The 16,081-nt window shown below is 53.2% G+C and carries 12 protein-coding genes; 2 read left to right on the top strand and 10 right to left on the bottom strand.

Translation table 11 applies throughout. The features are described 5' to 3' along the window. Positions 1–51: 51 nt before the first annotated feature. Positions 52–3,969, bottom strand: coding sequence for a phosphoribosylformylglycinamidine synthase (purL, locus tag B2R29_RS08465; RefSeq protein WP_301180645.1), 3,918 nt, complete (start codon positions 3,967–3,969; stop codon positions 52–54). A gap of 287 nt (positions 3,970–4,256) precedes the next feature. Here purL and mltF point away from each other — a divergent pair, with 287 nt between their 5' ends. After that, positions 4,257–5,702, top strand: coding sequence for a membrane-bound lytic murein transglycosylase MltF (gene mltF / locus B2R29_RS08460; RefSeq protein ID WP_300428696.1), 1,446 nt, complete (start codon positions 4,257–4,259; stop codon positions 5,700–5,702). A 12-nt stretch (positions 5,703–5,714) separates the two neighbouring features. Here the strand turns inward: mltF and tadA are convergent, their stop codons facing one another. The 6 genes from tadA to B2R29_RS08430 all read right to left on the bottom strand — a co-directional run bounded on the left by tadA (position 5,715) and on the right by B2R29_RS08430 (position 11,191). Next, positions 5,715–6,242 (bottom strand): tRNA adenosine(34) deaminase TadA, encoded by a 528-nt coding sequence (tadA, locus tag B2R29_RS08455; protein ID WP_300428697.1) that lies wholly within the window; start codon positions 6,240–6,242, stop codon positions 5,715–5,717. Beyond that, positions 6,232–8,070: a monovalent cation:proton antiporter-2 (CPA2) family protein gene (locus B2R29_RS08450; RefSeq protein WP_301180644.1), complete on the bottom strand. Its 1,839-nt coding sequence runs from the start codon at positions 8,068–8,070 to the stop codon at positions 6,232–6,234. The genes tadA and B2R29_RS08450 overlap by 11 nt, the downstream gene beginning before the upstream one ends. Further along, positions 8,063–8,611 (bottom strand): NAD(P)H-dependent oxidoreductase, encoded by a 549-nt coding sequence (locus B2R29_RS08445; protein ID WP_068435509.1) that lies wholly within the window; start codon positions 8,609–8,611, stop codon positions 8,063–8,065. Before B2R29_RS08445 ends, B2R29_RS08450 begins: the two co-directional genes overlap by 8 nt. Before the next feature lie 3 nt (positions 8,612–8,614). Further along, positions 8,615–8,974, bottom strand: a complete 360-nt coding sequence (locus tag B2R29_RS08440; RefSeq protein WP_301180643.1) for a translation initiation factor Sui1 — start codon at positions 8,972–8,974, stop codon at positions 8,615–8,617. 75 nt (positions 8,975–9,049) lie between these two features. Then, the gene (locus tag B2R29_RS08435; protein WP_301180642.1) at positions 9,050–10,663 is read right to left on the bottom strand and encodes a sensor histidine kinase; all 1,614 of its coding nucleotides are present in this window, start codon (positions 10,661–10,663) and stop codon (positions 9,050–9,052) included. Positions 10,664–10,705: 42 nt separating this feature from the next. After that, positions 10,706–11,191 (bottom strand): Lrp/AsnC family transcriptional regulator, encoded by a 486-nt coding sequence (locus B2R29_RS08430; RefSeq protein ID WP_301180641.1) that lies wholly within the window; start codon positions 11,189–11,191, stop codon positions 10,706–10,708. 290 nt (positions 11,192–11,481) lie between these two features. On the opposite strand from B2R29_RS08430, the gene B2R29_RS08425 reads away from it, so the two are divergent. Beyond that, a complete protein-coding gene (locus B2R29_RS08425; protein WP_301180640.1) occupies positions 11,482–13,167 on the top strand; it encodes a 2-isopropylmalate synthase in 1,686 nt (561 codons plus the stop codon). An 8-nt stretch (positions 13,168–13,175) separates the two neighbouring features. Here the strand turns inward: B2R29_RS08425 and B2R29_RS08420 are convergent, their stop codons facing one another. From B2R29_RS08420 to B2R29_RS08410, 3 genes are all read right to left on the bottom strand, one after another. Further along, the gene (locus B2R29_RS08420) at positions 13,176–14,906 is read right to left on the bottom strand and encodes a VRR-NUC domain-containing protein (RefSeq protein ID WP_301180639.1); all 1,731 of its coding nucleotides are present in this window, start codon (positions 14,904–14,906) and stop codon (positions 13,176–13,178) included. Between the two features lie 82 nt (positions 14,907–14,988). Continuing rightward, positions 14,989–15,201 (bottom strand): hypothetical protein, encoded by a 213-nt coding sequence (locus B2R29_RS08415; RefSeq protein WP_301180638.1) that lies wholly within the window; start codon positions 15,199–15,201, stop codon positions 14,989–14,991. A 390-nt stretch (positions 15,202–15,591) separates the two neighbouring features. Then, positions 15,592–16,077, bottom strand: coding sequence for an FKBP-type peptidyl-prolyl cis-trans isomerase (locus B2R29_RS08410; protein ID WP_301180637.1), 486 nt, complete (start codon positions 16,075–16,077; stop codon positions 15,592–15,594). Positions 16,078–16,081 lie beyond the last annotated feature (4 nt).

The following is a 16,081-nucleotide window of genomic DNA, read 5'->3' as shown; positions in this document are numbered from 1 at the left end:
TCTCAATTCGATGTAGACTACCGGAGCATTACTGAACTTTTCCATTGGTTGTCAAGTTTCAGAGCACCAAACCCGAGCATTGCGGAACATCCGCATCCAGGCGCCGTCTTCGCTCCACTCTCCATCTGGAATGTACGAGTTCTGAATCGCACGGAACACGCGCTCTGGGTGCGGCATCATGATAGTGACACGGCCGTCAGCGGCGGTCAGACCGGTGATACCCTGTGGTGAACCGTTCGGGTTCAGTGGGTATTGTTCGGTGACTTTGCCGTAGTTGTCGGTGTAGCGCAGCGCAATCTGACCCGCCAGTTCGTCGATGTCGGATTCGTTGGCGAATTCTGCACGACCTTCACCGTGGGCGATGGCGATTGGCATACGTGAGCCTGCCATACCGGCGAGGAAGACAGAATCGGATTCCTGAACTTCGACCATGGCAACGCGGGCTTCAAACTGTTCGCTGGTGTTGCGAACAAAGTGCGGCCAGTGTTCAGCGCCCGGGATCAGTTCGTGCAGGTTGGAGAGCATCTGACAGCCGTTACACACACCTAGAGCAAACGTATCGTTACGCTCGAAAAAGGCTTTGAATTGAGCACGGGCCTGTTCGTTGAACAGGATGGACTTCGCCCAACCTTCACCGGCACCCAGTACGTCACCGTAGGAGAAACCACCACACGCCACCAGGCCACGGAAGTTTTCGAAGGTCACAGAACCAGAAAGTACGTCGCTCATGTGCACGTCGACGGTGTCGAAGCCAGCGCGGTCGAAGGCAGCGGCCATTTCGATCTGGCCGTTAACGCCCTGCTCACGCAGGATCGCTACCAATGGGCGCTCATCGCCGAGGTCAGACGTAATGTCTTCGGTGATGTCCTCATTTATGTCAAAGCTCAGTTCGGCATGGATACCCGGATCTTCCGCGTCTAGCAGAGCATCAAATTCTTGCTTCGCGCAATCGGCGTTGTCACGCAGTGCCTGCATCTCAAAACTGGTCTGTGCCCACAGGCGCTGCCAGGTCACGCGGCTTTCGCTGAGGAATTCTTCGTCCTGGAAGCTGAAGGTAATCTGGTCGTCGTCGTTCAGCGTACCGATGACCTGAGTGCAGTCACCCAGACCCGCCGCTTCAAACTGTGCCAGTACTTCTTCCAGGTCGTCACGCTTCACCTGCATGACGGCACCCAGTTCTTCTGAGAACAGAGCAGCAGCAAGTTCATCTTTGTTTTCAGCTAATAAGTCGAGCTTGATATCCAGACCGGTATGCGCGGCAAACGCCATTTCGGTCAGGGTGGCAAACAGGCCACCGTCTGAACGGTCGTGGTACGCCAGCAGTTTGCGGTCGGCGTTGAGGCCCTGTACCACAGCGAAGAAGGCTTTCAGGTCTTCTGCGTCATCCAGGTCAGGTGCGGTATCACCCACGCGGTTGAATACCTGCGCCAGACAGGAAGCACCCAAGCGGTTCTGCCCACGACCCAGATCCACCAGAATCAGGTCGGTGGCGTCGTCTGTGCGCTTCAGTTCTGGGGTCAAAACTTTGCGGGCATCAGACACGGGCGCGAAACCGGTGATAATCAGGGACATTGGCGCAGTCACCGCCTTATCTTCGCCGTTTCCGTTTGCATCAACTTCGGTCCAGCGGGTCTTCATTGACATGGAGTCTTTACCCACAGGAATGGTTACCTGCAGCTCTGGGCAGAGTTCCATACCCACAGCTTTTACGGTGTCGTACAGTTTGGCGTCTTCACCGTCGTGGCCCGCTGCACACATCCAGTTCGCCGACATTTTGATGTCGGCCATCTTGTTGATCGGTGCGGCAGCGATGTTGGTGATGGCTTCTGCCACAGCTAAGCGACCGGAAGCTGGCGCATCAATCAGAGCCACCGGCGTACGTTCACCCATTGCCATGGCTTCACCGGCATAGGTGTCGTAAGACGCCGTCGTTACAGCAACGTCAGCCACGGGCACCTGCCAAGGGCCAACGAACTGATCACGTGCGACAGTACCGGTAATCGAACGGTCACCAATGGTGATCAGGAAGGATTTACTCGCCACGGTAGGCAGCGTCAGGATGCGCTTGGCGGCATCGGTCATGTCGATGCCGTCGCTGCTGAAGGTGTCTTCGCTCTTTCCGCGGGTCGCGACATCACGATGCATACGTGGCGCTTTACCCAGCAGGACTTCAAGTGGCAGATCTACCGGGCTGTTGTCGAAGTGGCTGTCGGTGACGGTCAGGTGTTCTTCTTCGGTGGCGATACCGACGACGGCATAGGGGCAGCGTTCACGGGTACAGATGGCATCGAACGCCTCCATGTCTTCTTCAGCAACAGCCATGACATAGCGTTCCTGAGACTCGTTACACCAGATTGCCAGCGGGCTCATGCCCGGCTCGTCATTCGGTACGTTACGCAGCTCGAATTTACCGCCACGGCCACCGTCAGACACCAGCTCAGGGAAGGCGTTAGACAAGCCACCCGCACCTACGTCGTGGATAAAGGCAATCGGGTTGTCATCGCCCAGCTGCCAGCAGCGGTCGATCACTTCCTGACAGCGGCGTTCCATCTCTGGGTTTTCACGCTGTACCGAAGCAAAGTCCAGATCAGCATTCGACTGGCCAGACGACATAGACGACGCCGCGCCACCGCCCAGACCAATCTGCATCGCCGGGCCACCCAGAGCGATCAGGCGTGCGCCGACCGGGATATCACCCTTCTGAACATGGTCGTCACGGATATTGCCGTAACCACCCGCTATCATAATCGGCTTGTGATAACCACGAACTTCGCCGTCGTGCTCTTGTTCAAAGGTACGGAAATAACCACACAGCGCCGGACGGCCAAATTCGTTGTTAAACGCCGCACCACCGATGGGACCCTCGAGCATGATGTCGAGGGCTGAGACGATGCGATCCGGTTTGCCGTACTGGCTTTCCCATGGCTGTTCGAAGCCCGGAATTTTCAGGTCCGATACGGTAAAACCCGTCAGGCCCGCTTTTGGCTTGGAGCCTCGACCCGTCGCGCCTTCGTCACGGATCTCACCACCAGAGCCGGTTGCTGCACCAGAGTGCGGAGCAATCGCGGTTGGATGGTTGTGCGTTTCTACCTTCATCAGGATATGCATGTCTTCCTGGTGGTAGCTGTAGTTACGTGCCTTTTCGTCAGTGTCCGGATTCGGGAAGAAGCGGCCCGTGTGGTGACCACGGATCACAGAGGCGTTGTCTTTGTACGCCGACAGAATGTCTTCGCTGTAACACTCGTAAGTGTTTTTGATCATGGCGAACAGGGATTTGTCCTGATCTTCGCCGTCGATGGTCCAGCTGGCGTTAAAAATCTTGTGGCGGCAGTGCTCAGAGTTCGCCTGGGCAAACATCATGAGTTCAACGTCGGTCGGGTTACGATCCAGCTTAATGTAGTTTTCAACCAGATAATCGACTTCGTCTTCAGCTAAAGCCAGACCCAGATTCTGATCAGCGGCGATCAAGGCATCACGACCACCACCAAGAATATCAATGGTGCTCAGCGGCGCAGGCTCAGCGTGTGAGAACAGGTTGGCTGCCGCTGCGCTGTTTTCAAGAACCACTTCAGTCATGCGATCGTGCAGTACCGCAGCAATCGCATCACGGTCAGCGGCAGTTGCCCCCTCGATGTAGTAAGCAACACCGCGCTCCAGACGATCAACATTCGCCAAACCACAGTTATGAGCGATGTCCGTCGCTTTTGAAGACCACGGCGAAATGGTGCCAAAACGCGGCACGACTAAGAACAATTCACCAGCGCCGTCTTTCTGCTCGGCTTTCGGCCCATAGCGCAGAATACGCTCAAGGACAGTGAGTTCAGCGTCATTCAAATCGGCTTTCAGATCAGCGAAATGCGCAAACTCGGCATAAACACCGGTCACGCCCGGTACGGCTGACTGCAGCTTGGTGAGGATTTTGTTCTGACGGAATGAGGAAAGCGCCGGGGCGCCACGCAGCTCAAGCATGGTGGTTCGACTCATAACAGGAAAAAAATGAGGCCGAATTGTACTGGATCAGCCTCTCATCTGCCATACAGAAGGCACAGCAAAAGAAAATCAGATCTGGACGGAAGAACAGTCTGTTCCCGGGTGAGTAACCTCAGGTAGTGCTAACTATGAGATGTTTTCTGTATATATTTCAAAGCATTACCCAAGTTTCACTATTTCAGGCGCAGGTAAAATTCTTCCGCATCGCTGTTTTAACTGACTCACAGGAGCTAAACTCTCAAGTCTAAGGGAGATGTTAAATACTTATGACCAGGCTGCTGAACACCATAAGGAATGCAAGACGTGTATTAACCACACTGGCTGTGGTTGCATTGCTTGTGAGCAGCCGGCACCCAACTCTGCTCGATCAGATCATTGAAGAGGGCCGCCTGGTCGTCGTTACCCGCAACAACCCCACCACCTACTATGAAGAACGTCAGGGCGCGACGGGCTACGAATACGAACTGGTTGAGTCATTTGCCGATTATCTTGGCGTAGAGCTTGAACTGATGGTGGTAGATAATCTTCAGGCCGCTATGGAAGCGCTCGAAAGCGGCGAAGCCCACATTTCAGCGGCCGGTTTCACCAAAGAGCAGACATCCGGCTATCCCGTGGTTTACGGCCCAACATACTCTTCCATATCAGAACAGATCGTCTATCGCCTGCGGACACCAAAGCCTGAGTCCATTGAAGACCTGCAAACCGGGCGTCTGATGGTTCCGGCAAAATCACGACATGCACGCACTCTCAGACATTGGCAGAAGACCGAGCTACCGTCTCTGTCATGGCGGGAAACCAACGAGCTGGATGCATCTGACCTGCTGCAAATGGTGTCCGACCGCGAGCTCGACTTTACGCTGGTGAATTCGAATGAATTCCGCCTGATGCGTTCGTATCTCCCGAATCTCGACGTCGCGTTTACTCTCGGTGAAATTCAGACCGTTGCCTGGGTCATGCCACGGCGTGCAGATGAATCGTTGCGGGATCGTACTTTTGATTTTTTCTACCGCCCTGAAACCGGCGTGCTGATGGCTGAGCTGTCGGAGCGGTTCTACGGCCACGTTGGCCAGTTTGATTACGTTGGGGCGCATCGTTTTCTGCGTCATAGCCGGAAAATTCTGCCGCGCTATGAAAAAGACTTCAAAGCCGGAGCTGAGAAACACGGCTTCGACTGGCGTTTGCTGGCAGCAATGGGCTATCAGGAAAGTCATTGGAATCCGAGAGCACGTTCATTTACGGGCGTCCGGGGTCTGATGATGCTGACCTTGAGAACCGCAGGTGAGCTTGGCGTCACTAACCGCCTGGATCCTTCGCAAAGTATTGCGGGCGGTAGTCGTTATCTGGCGGGATTACGCGAACGTCTGGATGAGTCCGTGCGCGAGCCAGACCGAACCTGGATGGCATTAGCCGCTTACAACGTAGGCTTTGGTCATCTGGAAGATGCGCGCAGGCTGGCCGAGAAGTTGGGCCGCAATCCCGACCTCTGGATCGATGTAAAAAAAGTACTACCGCTGCTGACACAGCAACGTTACTACCGTCAGACTCGCTACGGCTACGCTCGTGGTCAGGAACCTGTGAATTACGTTCAGAATATACGCCGCTACTACGATGTTCTGATCTGGAATGAAGAGCAGATCATTGCCGATGAGAGTGACAGCGAAGCCTTACACGGCTCCGATGTCCCTGTGACAGTTATTCCACCCTTACTCTGAAACTACACTGACTCAGTCTGGGGCAGGAGATGCTTTTTTCAGCTTCTTTTTCCCCGCCCGGCGCATGGCAAAAAATTCAGTCATAGTCGTGGCGCACTGCTCAGCCTGCACGCCACCCACAACCTCTACCTGCCAGTTAAGAAATGGCTTATCAAAAAAGCGCTCGGCGCTTTCCACAACGCCCGCTTTCGGCTCTGTTGTACCGTAAACCACGCGCCCGATGCGACTGTGAATAATTGCGCCTGAGCACATGCTGCAGGGCTCTACTGTGACGTACAGAGTGGCGCCGCTCAGGCGATAATTACCAATACGCATGGCGGCATCACGGATGGCGTTCACCTCAGCATGGGCGGTCGGATCAAGTGCAGTAATCGGAGAGTTTGATCCTACGCCGATAATCCGGCCGTCGCTGACAATCACAGCACCCACAGGGACTTCGCCCTGCTCTGCCGCCAGTGCCGCAAGATCGAGGGCGAAATTCATTCCCTCATCATCAGTGTTTACTTCCCGGCCATAGAGGCTCGCAGGATCAACTGCCACTGTCCCAGCCTCTGTCATCGAGTTCAGTATTCGCCTGATCATCCGACTTGAGCACCTTCTCCAGATCGGTAGCATGCTGCTTGGCAACCGTCAGATACTTCTTATCATCCTCAATCACTTCACTCAGAGCGAACAGGCTCTTCTTATCGTGGTGTTTGAACAGCTGCGCTGCACGTTGCGCCTGATAGGCACGGAACCCCATCAGCGACAGCGCCTTACGCCCCATCGACAACGCCGAGTCGAACGTTTCACGTTCAATGTGATCCGCACCGGCATGAAGCAACTCCGCGGCTTCACGACGCCCAGCGGCACGGGCCAGAATTTTTATATCCGGATGATGACGCTTCACCTGATGAATGGTCTTCAACATACGCTGGTGATCATCAATCGCCAGTACCAGCAAGTCGACGTCTTCAATGCCTGCGGTTTCCAGCAGGTCCATGCGGGCGGCATCACCGTAATACACTTTATGACCAAAGTTACGAACAAGATCCACCTGGGCAGCATCGTGCTCAAGTACGGTGATTTCAAAGCCGTTCATGCGCAGCAGACGTCCCACGATTTGACCAAAACGACCAAACCCAACAAGAATCGCCTTCCCTTCCGGTTCTTTAATTGCATCATGGGCTCGTTCTGAGGCTTTCGCTCCGCGCAAGCGAGGCAGTACGAGGCGCTCATTAATAACAAACAGTAAAGGGGTCAGTGCCATCGACAATGCCACGACCAGTGTCAGCGGGTCGATGATGTAAGCTGGCAGAACATCTCTTGCTGCTGCAAAGCTGAACAGCACAAATGCAAACTCACCCGCCTGCGCCAGCGAGAAAGTGAAAATGGCATTGCTACGACTACTGAGCCCGAATGCCTTACCCAAAATCAGCAGAACCACCAGCTTGACCAGCACCAGCCCGCCAACCATTGCAAGGATTGGCCATGGATTCTCCATCAGTAGGGCAAAGTCGATTGAGGCACCCACCGAAATAAAGAACAGCGCCAGTAACAATCCCTTAAACGGCTCAACCTCGGCTTCCAGCTCATGACGGTATTCCGAGTTCGCCAGAACCACACCAGCAACAAAGGTACCCAACGCCGGAGACAGACCTATATGCTCCATCAGCAGAGCGATACCGACCACCAGAAATAGCGCTGTGGCGGTAAACATTTCACGTAAACGGGTTTCAGCAATAATCCGGAAGACCGAGCGGCTCAACCAGCGACCAACAACAACAATACCGACAACAGCACCCAAAACCATCAGGGCACTCTGATAACCGGGCAGATTGTGCTTATCGCTGAACGTACCGACCTCTGCCACAGCTAGCAATGGCAACACCGCCAGCATTGGAATAACCGCAATATCCTGAAATAGAAGCACAGCGAAGGCCGACTGACCGCTGTCATTCTTCATCAGACCTTTTTCATTCAAGGTCTGCAGAACAATGGCGGTAGAAGATAATGACAGAACCATGCCGACCACGACCGCATGCTGCCAATTATCCAGGTAAACCAGAGCAATACCGGCAATGACGGCACTGGTGATAACGACCTGCAGCCCGCCCATACCCACAATGGGTACACGCATGCGCCAGAGCTTCGATGGGTCAAGTTCTAACCCCACGAGAAACAGCATCATCACGACACCGAACTCAGCGAAGTGCATCACCTCTTCGATATCCTGACCAATCAGACCCAGCGCAAACGGGCCGATCACAGCGCCCGCACAGAGATAGCCGAGAACAGAGCCCAGGCCAAGACGAGCAGCAATAGGCACCGCAATCACCGCGGCGGCCAGAAAGACAAACGCCTGCATAAGGAAGCCAGCTTCATGCATCGCCCGGGTGCTCCTTAAGATACTTCAACAGACAGGAGCGATACTGCTCAACCGTTTTATCAAGGTCCTCATCCGGAGAATGACGACCATGATAAACCTCAAAGGTGGGTTTCATTTCCAGATGACAAACGTTCGCCATCCGCGGGTAATGAAGAAAATACTCACTCAACGGGCGCTCATTAACACCAGTGTCGCTGTAAGTATGCTCTGGTGCCCCGGCCGTCAATACAACCCACATATATTTGCCTGCCAGACGCTGCTGCTTACGCCCGTAGGCATAGCCATATTCCAATACGAGATCCTGCCATTCACGCAACAATGCTGGCATGTTGTACCAATAGACTGGGTGCTGAATAACAATAAGATCATGTTCAAGAAGCAATTTCTGTTCGGCTTCTACATCAATAAAAAAGTCTGGGTAGGTTTCATAAAGATCATGCACCGTCACATTGTGCAGGTCGCTGATACGGTTCAACAACGCACGGTTTGCTCTTGAGCGCTGATGAGCCGGGTGTGCATAGACAATCAAAGCCTTAGCCAAGTGTCAGCCCCCTACTTTTTTGACGGTAAATCCGCGCCTGGTCAGTTCAGAAACCAGAAGATCACGCTGCTCGCCCTGAATTTCAATAACGCCGTCTTTCAGGGCGCCGCCTGTGCCACACTTTTTCTTCAGCTCTTTGGCCAGAGTCTTCAGCTCACTACCAACCAGTGGGACGCCAGATACCAGAGTCATGACTTTGCCACCACGACCTTTGGTTTCGCGCGCGACTCTGACAATGCCGTCACCTTCTGGCGCCTGCTCCTGATCACAAGTACATTGGTCAACGGCTTCGCCGCACCCCGGACAGGCGCGACCGAATTCAGTGGAGTATACGAGGCCACCGGATGAAGATTTTTTAGACATGACGTGTTTCCGTTGTCAGAGCAGTTCAGCTGGAAACTACCCTAACCGGGAGATGGGTTCAATCAGGGGAGCAGTTCAGAAGAGCACATTATCTCTGGGAAACTTAAGAACCACCATAGTGCCATGCCCTTCTTCACTGGCCATGCTCAGCTCACCTCCCTGATTTAACATCAGATTATAGGCGACGGTCAGCCCCAGCCCTGTGCCCTCGCCTACGGCTTTGTTGCTGTAGAAGGGGTTGATGGCTTTTTCCAGCTGGCCCGAGTCCATACCACAGCCACTGTCTTTGATAACCAGGTTAATGTAGTTATCCTCCAGTTCTGAGGCGATCTCAATATTGCCACCGGCCGGCATGGCCTCGCAGGCGTTCTCGATAATTTTCCCGAGGATCAACCTCACCTGAGACGGCACAACGTCGACCTCAAGGCTTTCCTCTACGAGCGTAATCAGGCGGATGTCATCCCTCTGGCAGGCGTCAACAGTCCGCGCGGCTTCACGCAACAGGTCATTGAGAGACACTTTCTCTCGCTCCAGCGAATCGGAATCAGCGAACGTTCTCAGTTCGCTGATGATATTTCTGACACGCTCAAGACTGTGCTTGGACGCTGAAATTAACTCTGGCCCGTCGTCCTTCACAAACGCCAGATCAATAGCGTCACGCATTTTCTCAAGTGTTGAGCGTAACTCGTTATCGTTAATTTTATCTTCGGCATGCTGATATTCTTCAGCAAGACTGATCAACTCACTGAGATATTCACTCAAGGTCGCAATGTTGCTGTAAACCACCGCCACAGGATTATTGATTTCGTGAGCAACTCCAGCGGCGAGATGGCCTAGCGACGCCATCCGCTGTGCCTGAAGCAACAAAGCCTGCATTTTCTGAAGCTGATCGAGACTCGCCTGCAGGTTAGTATTACTTTCATGCAGCTCACGCGTTCGCGCGTGAACCTTTTCTTCAAGCTGCTCATTCAGCTGTTTCGCTTTCTGCTCCGCCGCCTGTCGTCGCTCCATCTGTAACTGCATCGCCGATAACAGGTCACGCATTTTCGAGGTGAGGTCATCAAGCTCTGTACCGGCAAGTGACTCTTCAACTTCCAGATTGAGCTGGGTAGGGCTGTGGACATCAGCATCAATAAGGCGACGGGTCAGGCGACGTACCGGCCCCGTCAATCGCAAGCGCAGTACTATAAGAAGTACGACAATCAGTGCGAGTGTGCGCCCCAGGTCTGCAAGCAGTACGATAATCGCACGTCGCTCAAAACCCGCGTTCACCTGAGACTTATCGGCAAGCAAAGTGACTTCACCGATGACCGATGGTGACTCAGTGCTGTTGGTACGATACTGCTGAGGCACGTAGAGTTGAGTGGTGAACTCAAGTAAATCCTGACTATCAGACACACTGCCCTGGCGAATCATAAAGTCAGTATTCACTTCACTAACCTGCGCTGCAACGACCCCCGGATGAGTCAGAAGACTGTCGAGACCCGCAGTCAGGCTACGCTGGTCGTAATTATAGAGGGCCAGAGCGGCCGTCGTGACAGAACGTTCAAGCTGGGTATTCACAGATTGATCAAAGTTCTTCTGAGCATCACGATAATCCACCACCATCTGTATGCCGCTGAATACAAGTCCGGCAAGAAGGCTCCAGATAACCACCTGAAGGGTGAGTTTTTTATCAATCGAAGTCACTGGCAACACTCAGGTTCTGTTGTGTAACTGGAAGTATAGACCCTATCGGGGAATTGGAATCGCGGTACGGTCCACAACTTTACGCATTACAAAAGAAGAATGGACACCGCTGACCCCTTCGATACGCGTCAGAGTGCCCAACAGAAACTGCTGATACGCATCCATATCCTCGACCAGCACCTTGAGTACATAGTCCGCCGACTGTCCGGTAATGAGATAGCACTCAAGTACCTCAGGGCAGGCGGCCAGCTTTTCTTCGAAGTTGTTGAAACGTTCCGGCGTGTGCCTGTCCATGCTGATATTAATCAGTGCCAGCAGATCCAGCCCCAGCTTACGCGCGTCCAGTAAGGCCCGGTAACCTGTGATCAGACCGCTGTCTTCCAGGGCCTTTACACGACGCGAGCAGGGGGATGGAGATAACCCTACCCTATCAGCCAGCTCCAGATTGCTGAGACTACCGTCCTGCTGCAACAGATCCAGAAGGTGTCGATCGGTGCGATCGAGCACCACAGGAGTTGTTTTAGCCATCGTTTAACCCATGAAAGCAATAATTAACCATAATAAAACATATTTACAGATACTTATTGCCCAATCAATCATTTTTAAAGGCACATTTGCAATCATTCTCCGCAACAAGAGGCATACACTATGTCCATACTGTGAAGGCAGCCGGTGATTCCAATCAGACACCGGTGGCGGGACGCTCAAAAGGCCGACCGAAGTACTACTCAAAAGGCAGTGACTACCCAGCCAGACAGTTGACATACACGACTGAAATTACCCATTCAGAACCAACGGACAGAACCACGGATAAGACAATGACTACGCCTGCGAACCCGCGCTTCAACCACTCCAAATACCGCGCCTTCCCGCGTGTGACGCTTGACGACCGCCAGTGGCCATCGAACGCCCTGAGCACAGCGCCACTCTGGTGTTCTGTGGATCTACGTGATGGTAACCAGGCACTTATCGACCCGATGACCGTAGAACAGAAGAAACAGATGTGGGCCCTCTTGGTACGCATGGGTTTCAAAGAAATCGAAATCGGTTTCCCATCTGCGTCACAACCTGATTTCGACTTTGCACGCTGGCTGATTGAAGCCCGCCAGATCCCTGACGATGTCACTGTTCAAGTACTAGTGCAGGCTCGCGACGAGTTAATTGAACGCACGTACGAAGCACTGCGCGGTGTACGCCGGGCAGTAGTGCATGTTTATAACTCCACCTCTCCGGTGCAACGCAATAAAGTCTTCGGGCTTGAGAAGAGTGGCATCATCGACATCGCCCGCAAAGGTGCAGCCAAGGTAATGGCGGAGTCTGAGAAGTTTCCTGAAACAGAATGGGTATTTCAGTACTCTCCTGAAAGCTTCTCAAGCACTGAAGTCGAGTTTGCCACCGAAGTGTGTAACGCCGTCATTGATGTGTGGCAGCCAACGCCTGACAACAAAACCATCATCAATCTGCCTGCGACGGTGGAATCAGCCATGCCGAACGTCTTTGCTGATCAGGTTGAATGGTTCTGCCGTCATGTCGACAAGCGCGACAGTATTACGGTGAGCATTCACACCCACAATGACCGTGGTTGTGCCGTCGCAGCAGCAGAACTGGCGTTACTCGCTGGCGCCGACCGCATAGAGGGGACGCTTCTGGGTAATGGTGAGCGCACTGGCAACATGGACATAGTAACGATGGCCATGAACCTCTACAGCCAGGGCATCGACCCCGAGCTCGACATCAGCATTGCTGACGACATCATTGCGACCGTAGAAGAATGCACCAACATTAAAACGCACCCGCGCCACCCGTGGTTGGGAGAACTGGTTTATACCGCCTTTTCTGGCAGCCACCAGGACGCAATCCGTAAGTGTCTTGCGCAGCAGAGCGAAGATGAGCACTGGGATGTTGCCTACCTGCCGATTGATCCGCAGGACATCGGCCGCACGTACCAGTCGGTTATCCGGGTAAACAGCCAGTCGGGTAAAGGCGGCGCCAGTTACATTGTCGAACAGGCGTTAGGTGTCACTCTGCCACGCTGGATGCAAATCGAACTGGCACAACACATTCAGTCAGCGTCAGAGCGTGAAGCGCGTGAGCTGAGCAGTGAAGAGATTGTTGCTATCTTCCGCCAGGCCTTTATGCCTCGCGGTGGGCACTACGAGCTGTCTGGTTATCAGACAGAACATGACAGCCTGCACCACACGATTCAGGCGACATTAAATGATGGCCAGAACCTGATCTCACTGCACGGTAAAGGCAGCGGCAGTATCAGTGCCTTCGGCGACGCTCTGCACAAGACGACCGGGCTCGACCTGCAGGTTGTTCAGTTTGAAGAGGTCTCTCTCGGCGAAGGCTCAGATGCTCAGGCAATGGCGTTTGTTCAGATCAGCTTACAAGGCCAGCGTTTTACCGCGGCCGCCCAGGATGGCGACACTCTGGCAGCCAGCCTTGAGTCAATCGTGACGGCATTAAATATCGCCATCGCTCAGGGCGTTAAAGCAGCCTGACCGGGGAGTTACTCTTCAGGGTTCTCCTCACCTCGCTGTGCGCCAGTCAGACCCCCACCTGTGACGGTGGGGTCGTCTTTTACACGAATGACCCGCGCCGGAATGCCTGAACGCTCGAATTCGGCGAACCAGACTTTCTGATTTTTCTGCAACGTATCTCCCGGACCTTTGACTTCCAGTAGTTCAAAGCCTTCATTTTTTGGGAATCGAATCAGGTCTGGAAGACCTGCTTTATGCTGCCTCAGATCCTTCACCAGAAAACGGAACATTCCCTGCCATGCCGACACTGGAATACGTTCAACGGATAAGCGGATCAGGTCTTCGGTTAGTACCGCCCAGTGTACGAAGGGATTCGCGATGCCCTGCTTCTGCTGGTAGGTAAACAGCGCATGCGCAAGAAGCACATCAGACGACTCAAGAGCCTGCCAGCAAGTATCAAATTCGCTTTTACGCAATGCCATGAAGTCAGCTTCATACAAATCCGCTGGTCGCATCTGAAACGGATGGAAAAACGCCCCCGGAACGGCTGCATAAATAGCAGACCAGAATACAAGGCCAAACATCCCCGGAATTAGCAGGTTCTCGCAGTAAACCAGCCGATCGCCAGGACTCTCAGACTCGAGGGCAGCGGCGACGGCGCGCTCAACGCCCAGCGATAAACGAGTTTCAGCAGGCATCGTCAAAATGTCTTCTTCGGGGCTTGAAACCCTGTCAGCAAGACGACGACATAATTCGCGGTTGTACTTCATTTTGCGCGGCACAAATGAGAGTAAAAACTGATGCTCTTCTTCATTGACTGGAGCATCAGCCATGTCAGAGGCCAGTGCGTCGGCTTCGTTGTTTCGCCCCTGTGATACTAAGATTCTGAGGCGTCTTTCACGGGCCGGATGGCGTACACTACGCTCGTAGACCGCCAACGCACTGTCAGTGTCTCCGAGTCTTTCCAACTGACGTCCGATATCGACCAGAAAACGGTGACGACGACGCCTCAGTGTTGGTTCGTCCGAGGCTGGTAAGCGATCTGCGATCAGGCAAAGCGCTTCTATGCTTTGGTCTTTGAGGTCACCCGCCTCATCGCGTAAAGCATGATACACCCGGTGGGCTTCGAGATCGGCGCGCTGGTGGCACCAGCGACTCGCACTGTTGAGCTGGTAGGACTCATAACGATAAATGCCCAGGTCACGCAAAACAAACTCAGTAAAATCCTGATACAGGTTCCCGAAAAAAAGAAGCCGGAAGGTTTCCAGCTCCTGCTCTCCATAAACGCAGTAAATGTCGGTATCTGGCAAGTCAGGCACGTAAACTTCGGGTTCCTCCATCATGAGCGCCAGTAACTCTGGCTTACGCAACGAAGAAACTGGCTTTTGGTCGGCCTGTGCCTGAATAGCTGAAGCCAGCTCCGGGCGCGTATACAGATTCAACCAATCAGTTTCATCCGGAATCACACCCGAGCCGATAGAATAAATTTGAATAAAACGATGGCTGCTTAACTCGCCCGCCGCGCCGTCAATGTCAGAAATTTCAGAGTAGATAATTTTGTCGCGCCGGAACCAGTCTCCACGACGACTGAGCAGACGCACATACAAAGCCTGAGCGTCTTCAGACAGAGACAAAAAGTCATCAAAGAAAGCGCGCTCAGACTCATTAAGAATGTCTGCATAAAGCTGCGAGACATGATTGAGAAGGTAAATGAAGTTGTCGAGATAATACTTCTCGGGAAGATCCGGAGCGACGGACATGCTCAGCTATTAGCCTTATGACGTTAACATCAGGACATAATAGCAGGCGCAGCGGCCCGCCCAAGACCGCTGCGCAGAATTCTTATTTTTTTGTCTGGTGAGGGTGGTGATGTACCGGAAAGGTGCGACCGTAGGTAATCATCTCTCCCAGAATCAGGCCACCAAAGAAGCCCGTTAAAGCAGCCTCAAGGGACGCACCCACCATGCTGCCTATTACTACGCCAAAGCCGGCACCCAGCAGGCCACCGAAAACCATCGACTTGCGACGATACGCCGCTATTTTGCCTTTTCTCATTTGCATTTCCTCCAAATGTTCAACCTGTTGAACAGGGCATGCTTGAAGACAGCTCAGTCCCCGAAAAGTTGCCAGTGAAATAACAAATTTTCAGGTTATTTCCGCTGCCTGACTTTTAATTTATCACAGCCTTTTAAAGCTGCAATATTGTGGCGTAGAAGGTCGCAGTGCTAACAGAGAAAACACGACTTACATCAAGATTGCGGGAGAGATAAATGCTGATGAATGGTGCAGAAATACTGGCATTTCGGCAGGTCGCACCAGTCGCGTGCAGACAGCTGTACAGTATTGGTAAATTAATGAGGCAGATAAAAATTTGTCGGCTTTGACAGAGAGATGAGGTTCTGAAGAAAAGCAGGCCAATGGCTGGCCTGCTCTGTCATACGGATATCAGTGCTCAACGCCACCTTCACCGTGCACGTGACCGTGCTGCAGTTCTTCTTCGCTGGCTTCACGGATGCTCTCAACTTTTACAGAGAACGCCAGTGACTTACCTGCCAGAGGGTGGTTCGCATCAACAGTTACTTCAGTTTCGTCGACTTCAGTCACGATCAGATTGATCGGACCGTGCTCAGTCTGAGCAGTAAACGCCATGCCCGGCTCTACGCTTTCAACGCCCTGAAAAGCTTCGTGAGGTACTTTCTGAATACGCTCATCGCTGTACTCGCCGTAGGCATCTTCAGGTGCGATGGTTACGTCCAGTTCATCACCAACCTGCTTACCTTCCAGCGCTGCTTCCAGACCTGGGATGATGTTCTGCGCACCGTGTAGGTACGTCATTGGCTGACCACCTTCTGAAGAGTCGATCACTTCGTTGCTGGCAACGTCAGTGACTTTGTAGTGAATGGTAACGACTTTCTGTTGTTCGATGGTCATAGTG

It is taken from the genome of Thalassolituus sp. UBA3500, from assembly GCF_002377545.1.
In the GTDB taxonomy this organism is placed as follows: domain Bacteria; phylum Pseudomonadota; class Gammaproteobacteria; order Pseudomonadales; family Oceanobacteraceae; genus Thalassolituus.
The sequence above is the reverse complement of the archived record's forward strand: the minus strand, read 5'-3'. Positions and strand labels throughout refer to the sequence as shown.